This is a genomic window from Streptomyces toyocaensis, from assembly GCF_000725125.1.
GTDB lineage: Bacteria > Actinomycetota > Actinomycetes > Streptomycetales > Streptomycetaceae > Streptomyces > Streptomyces toyocaensis.
Window position 1 is genome coordinate 33,179 of record NZ_JFCB01000041.1, and the last position, 19,187, is coordinate 52,365.

The following is a 19,187-nucleotide window of genomic DNA, read 5'->3' on the forward strand; positions in this document are numbered from 1 at the left end:
GCTCCCACGGTGTGCCGCCCGACGTCCACCGGACGGGCGGCACCCGCGTGCTCTCAGTTCGCGTACTCACCGACGAGGGCCGCGCCCGTGGTGCGCTCGCCGCGATCGGTGATCTCACCGGCCACCCAGGCGTCCACCCCGCGGTCCGCCAGTGTCGCCAGCGCCACGTCCACGGACTCCTGCGGCACGACGGCGATCATGCCGACGCCCATGTTCAGGGTCTTCTCCAGCTCCAGCCGCTCGACCGCACCGGTCCGGCCGACCAGGTCGAACACCGGTGCGGGGGTCCAGGTGGAACGGTCGACGACCGCGTGCAGCCCGTCGGGGATCACGCGCGCCAGGTTGGCCGCGAGCCCGCCTCCGGTGACATGGCTGAACGCGTGCACCTCGGCGGTACGGATCAGCGCCAGGCAGTCCAGCGAGTAGATCTTGGTGGGCTCCAGCAGCTCCTCGCCCAGGGTGCGGCCCAGCTCCTCGATCCGGCCGTCCAGGGCGAGGCCCGCGCGCTCCAGCAGCACGTGCCGGACGAGCGAGTAGCCGTTGGAGTGAAGACCGGAGGACGCCATGGCGATCACCGCGTCACCCGTACGGATGCGATCCGGGCCGAGAAGGCGGTCGGCCTCCACGACGCCCGTGCCGGCGCCGGCGACGTCGAAGTCGTCCGGACCCAGCAGACCGGGGTGCTCGGCCGTCTCACCCCCGACCAGGGCGCAGCCGGCCAGCACACAGCCCTCGGCGATGCCCTTGACGATGGCGGCGACACGCTCGGGGTGGACCTTGCCGACACAGATGTAGTCGGTCATGAACAGCGGCTCGGCGCCGCACACCACGATGTCGTCCATGACCATCGCCACCAGGTCGTGGCCGATGGAGTCGTACACGCCCATCTGCCGCGCGATGTCGACCTTGGTGCCCACGCCGTCCGTGGCGGAGGCGAGCAGCGGGCGCTCGTACTTCTTCAGGGCGGAGGCGTCGAAGAGGCCGGCGAATCCGCCGAGGCCGCCGAGGACCTCGGGGCGCTGTGTCTTCTTCACCCACTCCTTCATCAGCTCGACGGCGCGGTCGCCCGCCTCGATGTCGACGCCCGCCGCTGCGTAGCTGGCACCAGTGTTCTGGGACATGACTGTGAGAGCTTTCGTGTCGTCCGTCAGGGCTTACGGGCGGCGGATCGCGTCGACCGCGGCCGGGGCGGCGGTGCCGGCGGCCAGCTCGGTCTCCAGGAGCTGCTTGCCGAGGAGCTCGGGGTCGGGCAGCTCCATCGGGTACTCGCCGTCGAAGCAGGCGCGGCACAGGTTCGGCTTGGCGATGGTGGTCGCCTCGATCATGCCGTCGATGGAGATGTACGCCAGGGAGTCGGCGCCCAGCGAGGTGCCGATCTCGTCGATGGTCATGCCGTTGGCGATGAGCTCGGCGCGGGTGGCGAAGTCGATGCCGAAGAAGCAGGGCCACTTCACCGGCGGCGAGGAGATCCGGATGTGGACCTCCGCGGCTCCCGCCTCGCGGAGCATGCGGACCAGGGCGCGCTGGGTGTTGCCGCGCACGATCGAGTCGTCGACCACGACCAGGCGCTTGCCCTTGATGACTTCCTTGAGCGGGTTCAGCTTCAGGCGGATGCCGAGCTGGCGGATGGTCTGGGAGGGCTGGATGAACGTGCGTCCGACGTACGCGTTCTTGACCAGGCCGGCGCCGAAGGGGATGCCGGACGCCTCCGCGTAGCCGATGGCGGCCGGGGTGCCCGATTCCGGGGTCGGTATGACCAGGTCCGCCTCGGCCGGGGCCTCCTTGGCGAGGCGGCGGCCCATCTCGACACGCGAGAGGTACACGTTCCGGCCGGCGATGTCGGTGTCCGGGCGGGCCAGGTACACGTACTCGAAGACGCAGCCCTTGGGCTTCGCTTCCGCGAATCGGGAGGTGCGCAGACCGTTCTGGTCGATGGCGACGAACTCGCCCGGCTCGATCTCGCGCACGAAGCTCGCGCCGCAGATGTCGAGGGCGGCGGACTCGGAGGCGACGACCCAGCCGCGCTCCAGGCGGCCGAGGACCAGCGGACGGATGCCCTGCGGGTCACGGGCCGCGTAGAGGGTGTTCTCGTCCATGAAGACGAGGCTGAAGGCGCCCCTGACCTTGGGGAGGACCACGTGCGCGGCCTGCTCCACGGTCACCGGTTCGCCGTCGGCGGCGCGCTGGCCGGCCAGCAGGGCGGTGATCAGGTCGGTGTCGTTGGTGGCCGCCACCTTGGGGGCGCGGCCGTTGTCCTTGGGCAGCTCGGCGACCATGTCGGCGAGCTGCGCCGTGTTGACCAGGTTGCCGTTGTGACCGAGCGCGATGGTTCCGTGCGCGGTGGCGCGGAACGTCGGCTGGGCGTTCTCCCACACGGAGGCACCCGTGGTCGAGTAGCGGGCGTGTCCGACCGCGATGTGACCCTGGAGCGAACCGAGAGAGGTCTCGTCGAAGACCTGGGAAACAAGGCCCATGTCCTTGAAGACGAGGATCTGGGAGCCGTTGCTGACCGCGATTCCCGCGGATTCCTGACCCCGATGCTGGAGGGCGTAGAGCCCGAAGTACGTGAGCTTGGCGACCTCTTCGCCCGGAGCCCAGACACCGAAGACGCCGCAAGCGTCCTGGGGGCCCTTCTCGCCGGGGAGCAGGTCGTGGTTGAGTCGTCCGTCACCACGTGGCACGCCACCGAGTGTAGGCGAGATCGACCACTGGTCCGAATGCGGGATGGGGCCCCCGCCGTGGATCAGCGCTGTGCGACCGCCCGCACACTGGCGCCGTTCTTGCTGGTCAGCGTCAAGGTCCGACCGTCGATGCCGTACTCGACGATGCCGTGGAACAGCTTCGTCAGGGTCTTCTCGGCGTCCATGAGTGAGTCTTCGCACACCATTCGGGTCAGGGCGGGCACGCCGAGGGTGATATGGCCGTCGCGCACGGTGGCGTCGGCGCTCACCTGGTTGCAGCCGAGCCTGCCGGAGACGGTGCCCTCCTTCTCGTCGAAGGTGAGGTGCGCCCGGTGGCCGGCGGCGGGGGTGGTGACGGCCCACTTGGTGCCGTACAGCGGGCTGTCCCGGGTCTCGGTGAGGCGCACGGTGTCGCCGGACCCGGTGGTGAGGGTGAGGCGGCCGTCGTTCACGTCGGTCCTGAGGGGGCCGTCGCCGAGGGTGCGGGCCACGGTGGTCTCGAGGTCCATCAGCTTCTCGGAGCAGGCCCTGAGGGTGGTCTCCCGGTCGCCGAGCCGGATGCGGTCGCCGTCGAAGGTGACGCGGCCCTTGAAGAGGTTGCAGCCGTAACTGCCGGTGGCCCGGCCGTTCTCGTCGAGGGTGAGGTTCGCGCCGTCGGGGGCGCGATGCGTGGTGCCGTCGACGGTGACGCTGTCGATCGTCCAGCGGACGCCGGTGACCGGCTCCTCCACCTCGGCGGTGCCGCTGCCGGCGCCCGCCTTCTCGCTGCCACAGGCCGCCGCGAGCGGGACGGCGAGCACGGCGACGGCCGTCAGGGTCATGCGCTGCTTGTGCTTCTGCCTGTACATGCCGATTCGACGGGAGAGGGGAGCGGGTGGTTCCCCTTCTGTCCCCGGCTCACCCCAGCAGGGGCAGATAGGGGCCGAGGTCCGCCCGTTCCCCGCTGGCGCTCACCTCGGCGCCGGCGACCGCGTCCTGCCAGGCCGTCCGGCCGGCGGCCAGCCGGATCCAGGTGAGCGGATCGGTCTCGACGACGTTCGGCGGGGTGCCCCGGGTGTGCCGTGGCCCCTGCACGCACTGCACGACCGCGTAGGGCGGCACCCGCACCTCCGTGGAACCGCCGGGCGCCTTCACGGCGAGCACGTCGGCCAGCAGCCGGGTGCAGGCGGCGAGGGCCTGACGGTCGTACGGGATGTCGAGGCCGGGGACGGCGGCGTTCAGGTCGTCGGTGTGCACGACGAGCTCGACGGTGCGGGTGACGACGTAGTCGGCCAGGGGCAGGGCGCCCGCGCTGGTGGGGAGCAGCCGGCCGCCGGGGTGCGCGTCGAGGCGGGCGGTGAAGCGCTGCTCGGCGTCCGCGAGGTGGGCGTCGAGGTCGGGACGGTCCGCGGCGAGCCGGCGCGCGGTGCCGGCGATGGCGTCCGCTTCGGCGGCGATGGCGGACGGCCAGTCCAGCAGCCGCCCGTCCTGCCGCGCGGGCTCGGGCTCGTCGAGCAGGCGGTCCACGGCCGCCAGTGCCGTCCCGATGTGCGCGACGAGCTCCCTCACGGTCCAGTCACCGAGCCGGGTGGGCCGGGCGAGCTGGTCCGGGGCGAGGGTACGGACCGCCGCCCGCACGTTCCCGAACTGGGCGAGCACGGCGGCGCGGGTCCTGGCGGGGTCGTAGCTGCGGGTGCGCTTCCTGGCCGGTGGCATGGCGGCAGCCTATGCGGGGGTGACCGGCGCCGGAGCGGGTACGTCGAACACCTCGCCGGTGCGGGGCACGCCCGTGCCGCGCCAGGTGAACGGACGGCCGTGACGCGTCGAAGCCCCCGCCCGGCGGACCGGGCGGGGGCTTCGTACGGGAAAGGCGGGAGAGATCAGCCCAGCAGCGCCGGGATCGTCCCCTCGTGGGCCTCGCGCAGTTCGGCCAGGGTGAGCGCGAACTCGCCCTGGACCTCCACCGTGTCGCCGTCGACGACACCGACGCGGGTGGCGGGCAGGCCCCGGGCACCGCACATGTCGTTGAAGCGGACCTCCTCCGAGCGCGGCACGGCGACGACGGCGCGGCCTGCCGACTCGGAGAACAGGAAGGTGAAGGCGTCCAGCCCGTCCGGGACGACCAGACGCGCGCCCTTCCCGCCCAGCAGCGCCGACTCGACCACGGCCTGGACCAGACCGCCGTCCGACAGGTCGTGCGCGGAGTCGATCATGCCGTCGCGGGATGCGGAGATCAGGATCTCGGCGAGCAGCCGCTCGCGCTCCAGGTCGACCTTCGGGGGCAGGCCGCCGAGGTGGTCGTGGACGACCTGCGACCAGGCCGAACCGCCGAACTCCTCACGGGTGTCGCCGAGGAGGTACAGCAGCTGGCCGTCCTCCTGGAAGGCGACCGGCGTGCGGCGGGCCACGTCGTCGATGACGCCGAGCACCGCGACCACCGGGGTCGGGTGGATGGCGGCCTCGCCGGTCTGGTTGTACAGCGAGACGTTGCCGCCGGTCACCGGGGTGCCGAGCTGCCGGCAGCCGTCCGCCAGACCGCGTACGGCCTCGGCGAACTGCCACATGACCGCCGGGTCCTCGGGCGAGCCGAAGTTCAGGCAGTCGGAGACCGCGAGCGGCTTGGCGCCGGTCGTCGCCACGTTCCGGTACGCCTCCGCGAGGGCGAGCTGGGCCCCCGCGTACGGGTCGAGCTTGGCGTAGCGGCCGTTGCCGTCGGTGGCGATCGCCACACCGAGGCCCGACGCCTCGTCGATGCGGATCATGCCGGAGTCCTCGGGCTGGGCGAGGACGGTGTTGCCCTGCACGAAGTGGTCGTACTGCTGCGTGATCCACTGCTTGGACGCCTGGTTGGGCGAGCCGACCAGCTTCAGCACCTGGTCCTTCAGCTCCTCGCCGGTCCCCGGGCGCGGCAGCTTGTTCGCGTCGTCCGCCTGGAGCTCGTCCTGCCAGGACGGGCGGGCGTACGGACGCTCGTAGACCGGACCGTCGTGGGCGACCGTGCGCGGGTCGACGTCGACGATCTTGCCGCCGTGCCAGTAGATCTCCAGCCGGTCGCCGTCGGTCACCTCGCCGATGACGGTGGCGATGACGTCCCACTTGTCGCAGATCTCGAGGAAGCGGTCGACCTTCTCCGGCTCGACCACCGCGCACATGCGCTCCTGCGACTCGCTCATGAGGATCTCCTCGGGCGAGAGCGTGGAGTCGCGCAGGGGCACGTCGTCCAGAGTCACGCGCATACCGCCGGAGCCGTTCGACGCCAGCTCGGACGTGGCGCAGGACAGGCCCGCCGCGCCGAGGTCCTGGATGCCGACGACCAGCTTCTCGGCGAACGCCTCCAGGGTGCACTCGATGAGCAGCTTCTCCTGGAAGGGGTCGCCGACCTGGACCGCGGGACGCTTCGACGGCTTGGCGTCGTCGAAGGTCTCGCTCGCCAGGATCGACGCGCCGCCGATGCCGTCGCCACCCGTGCGGGCGCCGTACAGGATGACCTTGTTGCCGGCGCCGGACGCCTTGGCGAGGTGGATGTCCTCGTGCCGCATGACACCGATCGCACCGGCGTTGACCAGGGGGTTGCCCTGGTAGCAGGCGTCGAAGACGACCTCGCCGCCGATGTTGGGCAGGCCCAGGCAGTTGCCGTAGCCGCCGATGCCGGCGACGACGCCCGGCAGGACGCGCTTGGTGTCGGGGTGGTCGGCGGCGCCGAAGCGCAGCGGGTCGACCACCGCGACCGGGCGGGCGCCCATCGCGATGATGTCGCGGACGATGCCGCCGACACCCGTGGCCGCGCCCTGGTAGGGCTCGACGTACGACGGGTGGTTGTGCGACTCGACCTTGAAGGTGACCGCGTAGCCCTGGCCGACGTCGACCACACCGGCGTTCTCACCGATGCCGACGAGGAGGGCGTCGGACTCGGGGGCCTTCTCGCCGAACTGGCGGAGGTGGACCTTGCTGCTCTTGTACGAGCAGTGCTCGGACCACATGACGGAGTACATGGCGAGCTCGGCGCCGGTCGGACGGCGGCCGAGGATCTCCACCACCCGCTCGTACTCGTCCTTCTTCAGGCCCAGCTCGGCCCAGGGCAGCTCGACGTCGGGGGTCGCGGCCGCGTGCTCGACCGTATCCAGAGGCGTCTTGCTCATGCGTTGACCAGCTTCTTGAGGATCGAGGTGAAGAAGGGCAGGCCGTCGGTACGGCCCGTACCGATCAGCGGCTCGACGGCGTGCTCGGGGTGCGGCATCAGGCCGACGACGTTGCCCGCGGCGTTGGTGATGCCGGCGATGTCGTTGAGCGAGCCGTTGGGGTTGAAGTCCAGGTAGCGGAACGCGACGCGGCCCTCGGCCTCCAGCTCGTCCAGGGTCCGCCGGTCGGCGACGTAGCGGCCGTCCATGTTCTTCAGCGGGATGTGGATCTCCTGACCGGCCGTGTAGTCGGTCGTCCAGGAGGTGTCCGCGTTCTCCACCCGCAGCTTCTGGTCGCGGCAGATGAAGTGCAGGTGGTCGTTGCCCAGCATGCCGCCGGGGAGCAGGTGCGCCTCGGTGAGGATCTGGAAGCCGTTGCAGATGCCGAGCACCGGCATGCCCGCCCGGGCCTGGTCGATGACGGTGTCCATCACGGGCGAGAAGCGCGCGATGGCGCCGGCACGCAGATAGTCGCCGTACGAGAATCCACCGCACAGCACCACGGCGTCGACCTGCTTGAGGTCCTTGTCCTTGTGCCAGAGGGCGACGGGCTCGGCGCCGGCGACGCGGATCGCCCGCTGCGTGTCCCTGTCGTCCAGGCTGCCCGGGAAAGTGACGACGCCGATACGAGCGGTCACTTCGCGGCCTCCGCGACTTCCTCGATCCGTACGGTGAAGTCCTCGATCACGGTGTTGGCGAGGAAGGATTCCGCAAGATCGTGGATGCGGGCGAGCGCGGCCTCGTCGACCGGCCCGTCAACTTCCAGTTCGAATCGCTTTCCCTGACGGACGTCCGAGATCCCTTCGAAACCCAGTCGCGGCAGTGCGCGCTGCACCGCCTGGCCCTGGGGGTCGAGGATCTCCGGCTTGAGCATGACGTCGACTACGACGCGTGCCACTGGCACTCCCGGTGTGTGGTGCTGAGCAGGTTCCTTCAGACTACCCGTACAAAATTTCTACGCGGGTAGAGTTGTAGGAATCTACGTGAGCCCGATCACGATCCGGCATCGCGTGGGGGCGTCAGGGAAAAGATCCGGGAAAGTTCCGCCTTCGCTCGCACATCTCTATTGCGCACCGGACACGCGGACAGATTTAGTCAGGCTTCACAATGCATTGCCGGGCACTGTACAAATGAATTGTCATTAGCAGATACTTTGCCCGATTACAGGCGGACAGCCGACATCTCGGCGACGTACCGGCACGTCATCACGGACGTACGGACGAGAGGTGTCGCACGAAGGGACCGATATTCGTGGCGCAGAAGGTCGTGGTCACTCTCTTTGACGACATCGACGGCTCGGAAGCGGCGGAAACGATCGCCTTCGGACTCGACGGCAAGTCGTACGAGATCGACCTCAATGAAGCCAATGCCAGGAAACTGCGGAAGGCGCTCGAGCCCTACGTGGACGCCGGCCGCAAGCGGTCGCGCTCCGGCAAGGCGTACCGGCAGACCGAGGTCGCCCCGGACCCGGCGGCCGTGCGCGCCTGGGCGCAGGCCAACCGGATGGACGTCCCCGCGCGGGGGCGCATCCCCAAGAGGGTCTACGAGGCGTTCACCGCGGCGCAGTGAGCCGGGCGGGTGACCACCCGGGGGCCGGGCGGGTGAACCGCCCGACGGCCGGTCACCCGTCCCTCACCGCAACCGACTTGCGCAGCACCCCCGCTGATCAGCTAGAGTCTGGAGCACGCCGAGGGGCGAGGCCGAAAGGCCGGGCCCACGGAGTACATGCGGGTGTAGTTCAGTAGTAGAACATCCCCCTTCCAGGGGGAAGGCGCAGTGTGCAATTCCTGTCACCCGCTCTGCATCGCCGTACCGAGACCCCATGGGGGTCCCCCCTCCGGGGTGGATCAGGTAGGCTGGTGCCCGCGCCGATCGGTGAGAGCCGGTCGGAGGCAATGCGGACGTAGCTCAGTTGGTAGAGCGCAACCTTGCCAAGGTTGAGGTCGCGAGTTCGAGCCTCGTCGTCCGCTCGGGACATGAGACCCCGGTCCATCGGACCGGGGTCTCTTCGTGTCGGCTCCGGGTCCGTTCGTGCGCTCCGGCCGCCCGTCTGACATTTGTCATGCGCAATGATGACGACGCGCACTGCCGCAGCCCGCCCACCGCCGGGATGCTCGAGGCATGAAAGCGAACGAACACGAACACGTGATTGAGGTCACCGACCTGCGACGTGTGTACGGGGGCGGGTTCGAGGCGGTGCGCGGGATCGGCTTCTCCGTGCGGCGAGGGGAGATCTTCGCCCTGCTGGGCACCAACGGCGCGGGCAAGACCTCGACCGTCGAACTGCTGGAGGGGCTCGCGGCCCCGGCCGGCGGGCAGGTCCGTGTGCTCGGGCACGACCCGTACACCGAGCGCGCCGCCGTCCGGCCGCGCACCGGCGTGATGCTCCAGGAAGGCGGCTTCCCCTCGGAGCTGACCGTCGCCGAGACCGCACGGATGTGGGCCGGCTGCGTCAGCGGGGCGCGTCCGCCGCGGGAGGTGCTCGCGCTGGTCGGGCTGGCCCGGAAGACGGACGTACGGGTCAAGCAGCTGTCCGGGGGTGAGCGACGCCGCCTCGACCTGGCGCTGGCGCTGCTCGGCGATCCCGAGGTGGTGTTCCTGGACGAGCCGACCACCGGTCTGGACGCCGAAGGCCGCCGCGACACCTGGGAGCTGGTGCGCGCCCTGCGCGACGGCGGTACGACCGTACTGCTCACCACGCACTACCTGGAGGAGGCCGAGGCACTCGCCGACCGGCTGGCGATCCTGCACGAGGGGCGCATCGCCGCGACCGGGACCCCGGCCGAGGTGACCGCGTCCCAGCCGTCGAGGATCTGCTTCGAACTGCCCGAGGGCCACCACCTCGGCGACCTGCCGCCGCTCCCCGAACTGGGCGTGTGCGGGCACGAGGTTCAGGGCCGGTACGTCCGGCTCCGTACGCGGGAGTTGCAGCGGGCGGCGACGAGGCTGCTCGCCTGGGCCGAGGAGGCCGGGGTCGAGCTACGGCGGCTGGACGTGCGCTCGGCGTCCTTGGAGGAGGCGTTCCTGGGCATCGCCCGCGAGGCGGCCGCGGGGACCGCTTCGGCCTCGGCGGACGTGAAGGAGTACGCGGCATGAACCAGGCCGTCACCACCAGCAGGAGCCGGCTGACGGCTCTGGCCCGGGCCGAGATGACCCTGCTCGGCCGCAGCAAGGGGACGCTCGTCGCGGCGCTGTTCGTGCCGCTGATGCTGCCGTTCACCGTGCTGTCGGTGGTCGGGGAGATGGACCTGGAGGACGCCGGGCTCACCGTGGGCACCGTCGTGCTGCCCGCCGCCGTCGGCTTCTCCCTGCTCTTCGCCGTCTACAGCGCCCTCGTGGGCATCTTCGTCACCCGGCGCGAGGAACTCGTCCTCAAGCGGCTGCGCACCGGTGAGGTGCGGGACGCCGAGATCCTGGCCGGGGCCTCGCTCCCCGCGGTCACCATCGGACTCGTGCAGTCCCTGGTGCTGACCGCCGGTTGTGCCGTCCTGCTCGACGTGTCGGCCCCCGAGGCGCCTCACCTCGTCGCCCTGGGTCTGCTGTCGGGCCTGGTGATGTGCGCCGCCCTGGCCGCCGTCACCGCGAGCTTCACCCGGACCGTGGAGAGCGCCCAGGTCACCTCGCTGCCGCTGCTGCTGGTCTCGATGCTCGGCTCCGGCATCGCCGTCCCGCTGGAGATGCTGCCCGACCGGCTGGCCTCGGTGTGCGAGCTGCTGCCGCTGAGCCCGGTCATCCTGCTCGTCCGGGACGGCTGGACCGGCGGCCTGTCGGCCTACGAGACACTGGGCGCCGTGGTCACGGCGCTGGCATGGACCGGCCTTGCGCTGTTCGGGGTACGGCGCTGGTTCCGGTGGGAGCCGCGGCGTTGAGGTGGAGGAGCCGAGGAATGCGGGAGCCCGGTCGCTGGTGGCGGCGCAAGAGCACGCCGGCGAAGGTGGAGACGTACACACGGTGCTCGTTCCACTTCTTCGGCGTGGTCGAGGTCCTGCTGGTGGGGCTGCCGGCCCTCGGCGAGCCGGCGCCGCGACTCGGCGGTCCCCTGCCGGCGATGGTGTGCGCGCACGCCGTGCTGTGCATGGTGACCGTGTCGCGCGCCCTGGACTGGACGCGGGGTCGCCGCAAGCAGCCCGTCCCCCTGCTGTGGGTGCTCGGCGCCTTCAGCGCGGTGATCGCCGTCGGCGCCCTCGCGGCCGTGGAACACGGTCCGGCCGGCTCGGACGACGTCGGCACCGCGGCCGGTGCGGTCTTCGGCACCGTGCTGATACTCGGGGCGGGCATCATCGCGCTCGGTCTCGGCGACCGGCGGCACGTGTTCTCCGTGGTGATCGCCTTCGCCACGGGTGCGGGGCTGCTGTCGCTGCTCGTGGGCGCTCCGGCGACCGCCGCCGTGGTCACCTCGCTGGTCGTGCTGCTGGGAGCCGGGTTCGTCGCGTTCACGGCCGTCCTGTCGGTCTGGCTGCTCAACGCGGTCTACGAGCTCGACGAGGCACGCGAGACCCGGGCACGGCTCGCCGTCGCGGAGGAGCGGCTGCGGTTCGCCCGGGATCTGCACGATGTGATGGGCCGGAACCTGGCCGTTCTCGCGCTGAAGAGCGAGCTGGCGGCGCAACTGGCCCAGCGGGGGCGGCCGGAGGCCGTCGACCAGATGACCGAGGTGCAGCGGCTCGCGCACGAGGCGCAGCGGGAGGTCCGCGAGGTCGTACGCGGCTACCGCGAGGCCGATCTGGCCGCCGAGATCGTCGGTGCTCAGGGCGTGTTGCGGGCCGCGGGCATCGCCTGCGCGATCACCGGCTCACCCGCCGGGTTGCCGGCCTCGGCGCAGTCGGCGCTGGGATGGGTCATGAGGGAAGCGGCGACCAACGTGCTGCGGCACGGGGACGCCCGGCGATGCACGGTGGAACTGAAGGCGACGGAGGGACGTGTGGTGCTGTCCGTGGAGAACGACGGCGTCCGTGGGGAGACGGGTGGCCGCGGGACGGGATCCGGACTCGCCGGGCTGCGCGAGCGGCTGACCGGGATCGGCGGGACGCTGGAGGCCGGTCCCGTCGGGGAGGAGAGCTTCCGGCTGACCGCCGAGGTGCCCCTGCCACGGGAGGCCGAACACCCCGCGGCCACGGCCCGGCAGGCGTCCCGCCCCGTGCCCGGGGCCGCCTCATGACCGCGCGGCTGCGCGTGCTGCTCGCCGACGACGAGCACCTGATCCGGGGAGCGCTCGCCGCCCTGCTGTCGCTGGAGGACGACATCACGATCGTCGCCGAGGCCGCCACGGGGCCGGAGGCGCTGGCCATGGCACGGGCGCACGCCCCCGACGTCGCCGTACTGGATCTGCAGATGCCCGGCGCGGACGGTGTGAAGGTCGCCACATCGGTGCGGGCGGAGCTGCCCGGCTGCCGGGTGCTGATCGTGACCGGTCACGGGCGGCCCGGGCATCTGAAGCGGGCACTCGCGGCCGGTGTGCGGGGGTTCGTCCCGAAGACCGTCAGCGCCCAGCACCTCGCGGAGATCATCCGCACCGTGCACGCGGGAAACCGTTATGTCGACCCCGAGTTGGCCGCCGACGCGATCGCCGCCGGCGACTCCCCGCTGACCGCGCGCGAGGCCGAGGTGCTGGAACTCGCGGCGGACGGGGCGCCCGTGGCGGAGATCGCGGAGCGGGCCGCGCTGTCCCAGGGGACCGTGCGCAACTATCTCTCCTCGGCCGTCTCGAAGCTCGGGGCGGAGAACCGTCATGCGGCGGTGCGCCTCGCACGGGAGCGAGGTTGGGTATAGTGGTTCTCGCGCCACGGCGCATGCGAACGTAGCTCAGTTGGTAGAGCGCAACCTTGCCAAGGTTGAGGTCGCGAGTTCGAACCTCGTCGTTCGCTCAGGATCAAGGCCCCGGTCATCGACCGGGGCCTTTGTCGTGGGCCCGCGCCGGGGGGCCGGGCCCGCGCGGGCCCGGCTGCGGGGTGCTCAGCTCCAGGGGGTGCCGGTCAGCCGCTCGTACGCCTCCACGTACTTGGCCCGGGTGGCGTCCACGATGTGCTGCGGCAGCGGTGGCGGGGGCTGCTCGCCGCGGCGGTCCCAGCCCGACTCGGCCGACGTGAGCCAGTCCCGTACGAACTGCTTGTCGTACGACGGCTGGGCGTGGCCCGGCTCCCACTGCTCGGCCGGCCAGAAGCGGGAGGAGTCCGGGGTGAGCACCTCGTCGGCGATGACCAGGGTCTCGCCGTCGAAGCCGAACTCGAACTTGGTGTCCGCGAGGATGATCCCGCGGTCACGGGCGATGTCCCGGGCGCGGGAGTAGGCGGCAAGGGTCGCCTGGCGCAGCCGGGCCGCGGTGTCCGCGCCGACCTGGCGGGCGACCTCCTCGTAGGAGACGTTCTCGTCGTGCTCGCCGACGGCGGCCTTGGTGGCCGGGGTGAAGATGGGGGCGGGCAGCTCCGAGCCGTCCACCAGGCCCTCGGGGAGCGCGAGGCCGCAGACCGTACGGGTGTCGTTGTACTCGGCCAATCCCGAGCCGGTGAGGTAGCCGCGGGCCACGCACTCCACGGGGACCATGTTCAGCGACTTGCACACGAGGGTGCGGCCCGCCCAGTCGCCGGGGGCGCCGGCCGGGGGCTCGGTGCTCAGGACGTGGTGCGGGAGCAGGTCGGCGAGCTGGTCGAACCACCACAGGGAGAGCTGGGTGAGGACCCGGCCCTTGTCGGGGATCTCGGTGGGCAGCACCCAGTCGTAGGCGGAGATGCGGTCGCTGGCGACCATCACGAGGTCGCCCGCCTCGTTCCGGTACAGCTCGCGCACCTTGCCGGTGTGCAGGTGCACCAGGCCCGGAACCTCGATCGGTTCGGGCTTTTCGACGAATCCGGACACGGTTCCTCCCCGTGGTGATGTCCAAGTGACTCGATTCTCCCGTATGGAGCGAACGGTCCCGGCCACGGGTCGGTGCGGGCACGTCGCCGGCGGGTCAGTCGCGTTTGCAGACGCGGTCCAGGAGGTTGGCGGTGGCGCGCTGGACGCGGGGGTCGGCATGGCCCGGGCGGTCCAGGGCCGGGGACCAGGCGAAGGTGCCGGAGGCGAAGACCCAGGCGCCCGAGGGGGCGCGGTAGAGGGAGGTCTCCTGGTGGCGCCGGGCACCCGCCCGGTCGGTGTACGGGGAGTGCGCCAGCAGGACACGCTCCTCGTGCTCGGGCAGCGGGGTGCGCGGGAAGTAACGGTCCGCCTCACCCGCGACCATGCCCTCGATGCCGTCGCCCTCGTGCGCGCCGGTCCCCTCCCACATCCAGTGGCCGGCGTTGCGGACGATCAGCGGGTACGGCTCCGGGACCTGACCGGCGTACTGGATGCCCAGCAGGTGCTGCTCCGCGCGGTCGATCTCCCGCCACAGCGCCGGTTTGCCGGGGCCCCGGCGTCTGCGGCAGGTCAGCAGGCGGTCGGGGCCGGCCGGGGAGGGGGTGAGCTCCACCTGCCAGTACAGGGTGTTGGCGGAGAGGAAGACCAGGGACGTGCCGTGCTCACGGGCGCGTTCCACGGCAGTGCGCATGGGCACCGACCAGTACTCGTCGTGGCCGGGGAAGATCAGGCCCCGGTGGCGGGTGGGGTCGACCCGGCCGGCGTGCAGGTCGCGGGCGCCTGCGTAGGCGAGGTCGTAGCCGTAGCGCTCGGCCCAGCGGATGACGTCGTAGGCGTGCCCGGCGTGCGGCGGGAGTCCGGCGCCCGCGTAGGGGCGGTCGAAGGAGACGGTGGTGGCGGCGCCGGACTCGCCGAGCAGCCGGCCGTCGTCGTCCCAGGCGTGGTGGAGGCTCGCGCCGGTGCGGCCGTCGTCCGGATACAGGTTGTGGGCCTGCCAGGTGACGTCGGGCAGGACGAGGAGGAGGTCGGCGGGGCGGTCGTCGCGGACGGTGAACGGGATGTGCGAGCGGTAGCCGTCGGCCGTGGTGAGCACGGCGACATACGCGCCGACGTTCCAGTACGACGGGACCGGTAACCGCCAGGACAGCCACCAGTGGTGGCAGGAGACGGTGCGGTCGGCGGTGAGCGGCGGGGGCTGCACGATGCCGGAGAGGCGAGGGCTCGACGTGATCTTGGTGGCGCCGTCACCGGCGTAGTGGCCGATGCGGTAGACGTCGACGCCGAACTCCTGGGGCGGATCGACGGTGACGTGGAAGTCGATGGACTCGCCCGGGGCGACCGCGCCCGTGGAGGTGAAGCCCTTGATCTGGCGGTGCACGTCGTCGGCGGCACGGAGGCCGCCGGAGGACCGGGGTGCGGGGACCCGGGGGCCGCCCTGCCCGGGAAGGCGGGCGGTGGCCCGGTCCGGGCCCGGGCGCGTTCCCCGGTCCGCGGGGTCCGGGTCGGCGTACCGGGGGACGAGGTGGCCGGAGTCGCCGAAGGCGGTCTCGCCGCCGCGCAGCCACGGGAGGGGACCCTGTCCGAAAGGGTCGTTCACGGCGTGCGCCGGCGCTCCCGGCTCCCAGCGGCGGATCTGCTCCGAGTCCATGATCGCTCCCCTCCCTCGTGCCCCCCGTGCGGTGCGGTGCGCGGTGCCGTTCGGCGGTCGCCTGACGGGTGAGATCCCTGTGTCGGTCACGTGCCTGCCGTATGTCGCGCGCCCTTGCCGGTGGGCGCGAACGGTCCCAGCACATCACATGACGCACGCGGTCCGTCACCGTTCGTTGCGGATTGACCGAAAGCGGAAGGGTGAGCTCCGGGCGGGCGTGACGGATGTGGCTCAGACGAGCCGTACGGGCTTCTCGGCGCGTATGCCGTGCTCGGTCAGCCACACGCGCAGGGCCGAGGGGTCGCCGTCCTCGATCAGGGCCAGGACCCGGGGCGACAGGTCCGCCGCTCGTACGCCGCCCAGGAGGAGGACCGGGCCGTCCAGCCAGTCGAGGCCGGGGGCGGCGCCCGCGGTGTCCATCGCCGCGCAGCACACCATCGCCGTGATGTGGTCGGCGAGCAGCTCCCGGCCGGTGCGCGGGGGCCGGAGGGGGAGGAGCGGGAGCGCACCGTCGTCCCGCAGGAGGGCGGGCTCGGCGGTGCCGGGTGCCGCGGAGCCTCCCGGGCCCCCGCCGGAGGCACCGGCCGCGGCGGTGTCCGCCACCACCTCCTCGCGCGCCAGCTCGGCGCTCAGCCGGGCGGCCAGAGCGGCACTGCGGGGGGTGGTGCCGGACAGGTCCTCGTCCTCGTCCCGGCCGGCGTCCGGGAACGCGGCGGGCGGTTCGCCGCGCGCGGGGCGGGTCGCCAGGTGGGTGAGGACACGGGTGAGGGTCGGGCCGGCCGGGGCCGGGACGTCTCCCGGAGCCGGGTGCGCGTGGAGACCGTCCAGGACGCGGTGGAGGCGGGCGGCGTCGGTGCGCCACGTGCGGTCGACGACCTCCTCCGGGTAGTCGCCCCAGTGGACCGGGGACCAGTCGGGTCCCGGCTCAGCCGGCCCTCCGTGGAACAGGCGGGCGGCGAGCAGCGAGGCCGCCTCGTCGACCGTGCCCGGCTCCTCGAGCAGGTCACACGCGGGACGCTCACCGAGGCGGGAGGCGAACCCCTCCGCCAGCCGGTCCCGGCGGGACAGCTCGGTGAGCGCCGCCACCACCCCCGCGTTGAGCCGTGACGGCCAGCGGCCCGTCCGCCAGGCGGGCAGCGCGACCCGGGTGAGCAGCCGGTCCCAGCCCGCGTACGCCAGGCCCACCTGCTCCTGGGCGACGATCCGGAGCCCGTAGTCCACAGCCTGTGCGCGGTCGGCCGCCGCGGCGGCGACCCCGCGCTCCATCTCGGCGGCATGTCCCCGGCACTCGCGCAGCAGCAGCCGGACGACCCAGCCGACCCCCGCGGACACCCCGCGCGGCACCGGCCCGCGGCGCGGCGCCGAGGTCACGGCCACGGCGGCGTCCAGCCCCTGCACGAAGCGCCGGGCGGCGGCTATGTCCGGGTGCGCCGACGGTCCCGTACCGGCCACGACCGGGGCGAGGACCGCGCGCAGCTCCCCCACCCGCATCCACCACAGGAACGGCGAGCCGATCACCAGCACGGGCGCGACCGGCGCCCCGCGCGGGGGCCGCCCCGCGCCCACCACGGCGTCGTGCTCCTCGGCCGGCGGAGGGCCGTGGGCGGGATGGGTGCGGTCCTCCAGCCAGCTGTCGCAGTCCGGCGTGAGCGCTATCGCGGAGGGTGCGGGAACGCCGAGACGGTCGGCGAGGTCGCGCACCAGCCGGTACAGGTCCGGGGCCGCCTCCTCGGCGATCGGCACGGTGGGGCTCATGGCGGGCCGTGCCCGGGCGACGACCAGGGCCACCCCGGCCGCGAGGAGCAGGACGAGGACCGCGAGGGGCGTGACGAGCCTGCGGGCGAGGTCCCAGCCCGCACCCGGGAGGTGTCCGGTGGAACCGCCGACGAGCAGGATCACGGCGACGGCGGCCGGCAGCAGCGCGACGGCCAGTGCGCGGCTGCGGACCCGCAGCACGGCCAGCGCACGGGACCGCGCGCTCTGCCCGCCCGCCTCCGCCGCCCTTCCGTTTCCGCTCATGGCCCGACCTCACCCCCTCCCGGCTCCCGACGCTGTCCTGGCGTTGCCCATGCCCCCCACTGTGGCACCCGTCACTGACATCGCAATGCCGATGGGCCAAGTGCCGGAACGCTTGCGCGGCACCCTAGTTGGGGCCCCGGGCCCCGTCAGCCGGATGGCGTATCGCTCACTCGATGGAATGGCTTTGGGGAAAGGTGGATGACGGACGGCAAGGGTCAGGCCCCGGATCCTGAGACGGATCCGGGGCCTGCGGGGTTCATCGGCGCCGGGAGCGGACCGGCGCGTCGGGCTACGCCTCCCGGGCCGCCTTCTCCGCGATGTCCGTGCGGTGCCGGGAGCCGTCGAGGCCGATGCGGGAGACCGCGCGGTAGGCGCGGCCGCGGGCCTCGGTGAGGTCCTCGCCGGTCGCCGTGACGGACAGCACGCGCCCGCCCGCGCTGACGATCGCGTCGCCCTCGCGCCTGGTGCCGGCGTGCAGGACGTAGGCGTGCGGGGCGTCCTGGGCGGCGACCTCGTCCAGGCCGGTGATCGGGTCGCCGGTGCGCGGGGTGCCGGGGTAGTTGTGCGAGGCGACGACCACGGTGACCGCGGCCTCGTCGCTCCAGCGCGTCGGCTCCAGGTGGGCCAGGCTGCCGGTGGCCGCGGCCATCAGCAGGCCGCCCAGCGGGGTCCTCAGCCGGGCCAGGACCACCTGGGTCTCGGGGTCGCCGAAGCGGGCGTTGAACTCGATCACGCGGACACCGCGCGAGGTGATCGCCAGACCCGCGTAGAGCAGGCCGGAGAACGGGGTGCCGCGGCGCCGCATCTCGTCGACGGTCGGCTGGAGGACCGTCTCCATGACCTCGTCGACCAGCTTGGGGTCGGCCCACGGAAGCGGCGAGTACGCCCCCATGCCGCCGGTGTTCGGGCCTTCGTCGCCGTCCAGCGCGCGCTTGAAGTCCTGGGCGGGCTGGAGCGGCACGACCGTCTCGCCGTCGGTGATCGCGAAGAGGGAGACCTCGGGGCCGTCGAGGAACTCCTCGATGACCACACGCTCACAGCCCCCGGCGTGCGCGCGGGCCGCCTCGACGTCGTCCGTGACGACGACACCCTTGCCGGCCGCGAGACCGTCGTCCTTGACGACGTACGGGGCACCGAACGCCTTGAGGGCCGCGTCGACCTCCTCGGGCGTCGTGCAGACGTAACTGCGGGCGGTGGGCACGCCGGCCCCCGCCATGACGTCCTTCGCGAAGGCCTTGGAGCCCTCGAGCCGCGCCGCCTCCTTGGAGGGACCGAAGACCGGGATGCCCGCCGCGCGCACGGCGTCGGCGACACCGGCGACGAGGGGCGCCTCCGGCCCGACCACCACGAGGTCCGCGCCGAGCCCGGTGGCCAGCGCGGACACGGCCGCGCCGTCGAGGGCGTCGACCTGGTGCAGCTCGGCGACCTCGGCGATGCCGGCGTTGCCGGGGGCGCAGTGCAGCGCGGTGACATCGGGGTCGTGGGACAGGGAGTGGCACAGGGCGTGTTCGCGGGCGCCGCTGCCGATGACGAGGACCTTCACGGGGGTCAGCCTAACGGGAGACGGCGGGTTTCCCTTGTGCGGGCTTCCGAAGGTACCGGCGGAGACGGTTCGTGCGTTCCTCCAACCGTCACTGCGGAAGAGGTCGCCGCGGCCCGGCGGGGGTCCTCGGGAGCCGGTCCCTAGTCGTTCGCGATCTCCTCGACGACCGTCGCCCCCAGCTCCCGTACCAGCAGCTCCTGACCGGAGAGGGCCGACTCGTCCAGGTCGGGGTCGTCGTCCTCGGGGATGTCGTCCTCGGGCGAGACGGGCACCGGCGGCTCCGGGGCCGACGGGCGGGGGGCCGGGGC

16 protein-coding genes and 3 tRNA genes are annotated in these 19,187 nt (G+C 72.4%); 8 read left to right on the plus strand and 11 right to left on the minus strand.

From position 1 onward, the window contains the following. Positions 1-53: 53 nt before the first annotated feature. The 7 genes from purM to purS form a co-directional block, all read right to left on the minus strand. Positions 54-1,121, minus strand: a complete 1,068-nt coding sequence (gene purM, locus BU52_RS29495; RefSeq protein WP_037940222.1) for a phosphoribosylformylglycinamidine cyclo-ligase — start codon at positions 1,119-1,121, stop codon at positions 54-56. 33 nt (positions 1,122-1,154) lie between these two features. Further along, entirely contained in the window at positions 1,155-2,681 is a 1,527-nt protein-coding gene (gene purF, locus BU52_RS29500) for an amidophosphoribosyltransferase (RefSeq protein ID WP_037940224.1), read from the minus strand. Positions 2,682-2,743: 62 nt separating this feature from the next. Beyond that, positions 2,744-3,529 carry an META domain-containing protein gene (locus BU52_RS29505; RefSeq protein ID WP_037940226.1) on the minus strand — a complete coding sequence of 262 codons (786 nt, stop codon included), beginning with the start codon at positions 3,527-3,529 and terminating at the stop codon, positions 2,744-2,746. 49 nt (positions 3,530-3,578) lie between these two features. Further along, positions 3,579-4,376 (minus strand): maleylpyruvate isomerase family mycothiol-dependent enzyme, encoded by a 798-nt coding sequence (locus tag BU52_RS29510; RefSeq protein ID WP_037940228.1) that lies wholly within the window; start codon positions 4,374-4,376, stop codon positions 3,579-3,581. A 164-nt stretch (positions 4,377-4,540) separates the two neighbouring features. After that, positions 4,541-6,799 carry a phosphoribosylformylglycinamidine synthase subunit PurL gene (gene purL / locus BU52_RS29515; RefSeq protein ID WP_037940230.1) on the minus strand — a complete coding sequence of 753 codons (2,259 nt, stop codon included), beginning with the start codon at positions 6,797-6,799 and terminating at the stop codon, positions 4,541-4,543. Beyond that, on the minus strand, positions 6,796-7,476 hold the full coding sequence (purQ, locus tag BU52_RS29520; protein WP_037940233.1) for a phosphoribosylformylglycinamidine synthase subunit PurQ: 681 nt from the start codon (positions 7,474-7,476) through the stop codon (positions 6,796-6,798). Before purQ ends, purL begins: the two co-directional genes overlap by 4 nt. Further along, positions 7,473-7,736 carry a phosphoribosylformylglycinamidine synthase subunit PurS gene (purS, locus tag BU52_RS29525; RefSeq protein WP_037940234.1) on the minus strand — a complete coding sequence of 88 codons (264 nt, stop codon included), beginning with the start codon at positions 7,734-7,736 and terminating at the stop codon, positions 7,473-7,475. Before purS ends, purQ begins: the two co-directional genes overlap by 4 nt. Positions 7,737-8,089: 353 nt before the next feature. Between purS and BU52_RS29530 the strand changes: the two genes are divergently transcribed. The 8 genes from BU52_RS29530 (at position 8,090) to BU52_RS29565 (ending at position 12,702) form a co-directional block, all read left to right on the plus strand. Beyond that, positions 8,090-8,407 carry a histone-like nucleoid-structuring protein Lsr2 gene (locus BU52_RS29530; RefSeq protein ID WP_037940236.1) on the plus strand — a complete coding sequence of 106 codons (318 nt, stop codon included), beginning with the start codon at positions 8,090-8,092 and terminating at the stop codon, positions 8,405-8,407. A 158-nt stretch (positions 8,408-8,565) separates the two neighbouring features. Next, positions 8,566-8,637 (plus strand) — tRNA-Gly (locus BU52_RS29535). A 98-nt stretch (positions 8,638-8,735) separates the two neighbouring features. Then, positions 8,736-8,808, plus strand: a tRNA-Gly gene (locus BU52_RS29540). Between the two features lie 151 nt (positions 8,809-8,959). Continuing rightward, positions 8,960-9,934, plus strand: a complete 975-nt coding sequence (locus BU52_RS29545) for an ABC transporter ATP-binding protein (protein WP_037940237.1) — start codon at positions 8,960-8,962, stop codon at positions 9,932-9,934. Next, positions 9,931-10,707 carry an ABC transporter permease gene (locus tag BU52_RS29550; protein ID WP_037940238.1) on the plus strand — a complete coding sequence of 259 codons (777 nt, stop codon included), beginning with the start codon at positions 9,931-9,933 and terminating at the stop codon, positions 10,705-10,707. Before BU52_RS29545 ends, BU52_RS29550 begins: the two co-directional genes overlap by 4 nt. A 17-nt stretch (positions 10,708-10,724) precedes the next feature. Continuing rightward, entirely contained in the window at positions 10,725-11,996 is a 1,272-nt protein-coding gene (locus tag BU52_RS29555) for a sensor histidine kinase (protein ID WP_037940239.1), read from the plus strand. Beyond that, positions 11,993-12,607 (plus strand): response regulator transcription factor, encoded by a 615-nt coding sequence (locus BU52_RS29560; protein WP_037940240.1) that lies wholly within the window; start codon positions 11,993-11,995, stop codon positions 12,605-12,607. The genes BU52_RS29555 and BU52_RS29560 overlap by 4 nt, the downstream gene beginning before the upstream one ends. Before the next feature lie 22 nt (positions 12,608-12,629). Beyond that, a tRNA-Gly gene (locus BU52_RS29565) sits at positions 12,630-12,702 on the plus strand. Between the two features lie 88 nt (positions 12,703-12,790). Here the strand turns inward: BU52_RS29565 and BU52_RS29570 are convergent. The 4 genes from BU52_RS29570 to purD form a co-directional block, all read right to left on the minus strand. Continuing rightward, positions 12,791-13,690 carry a phosphoribosylaminoimidazolesuccinocarboxamide synthase gene (locus tag BU52_RS29570; RefSeq protein ID WP_037940242.1) on the minus strand — a complete coding sequence of 300 codons (900 nt, stop codon included), beginning with the start codon at positions 13,688-13,690 and terminating at the stop codon, positions 12,791-12,793. A 94-nt stretch (positions 13,691-13,784) separates the two neighbouring features. Then, positions 13,785-15,317, minus strand: a complete 1,533-nt coding sequence (locus tag BU52_RS29575; protein WP_037940246.1) for a N,N-dimethylformamidase beta subunit family domain-containing protein — start codon at positions 15,315-15,317, stop codon at positions 13,785-13,787. A gap of 231 nt (positions 15,318-15,548) precedes the next feature. Next, entirely contained in the window at positions 15,549-17,336 is a 1,788-nt protein-coding gene (locus tag BU52_RS29580) for a M48 family metalloprotease (RefSeq protein WP_037940248.1), read from the minus strand. A gap of 289 nt (positions 17,337-17,625) precedes the next feature. After that, entirely contained in the window at positions 17,626-18,879 is a 1,254-nt protein-coding gene (gene purD / locus BU52_RS29585; protein ID WP_037940251.1) for a phosphoribosylamine--glycine ligase, read from the minus strand. Positions 18,880-19,187: the final 308 nt, after the last annotated feature.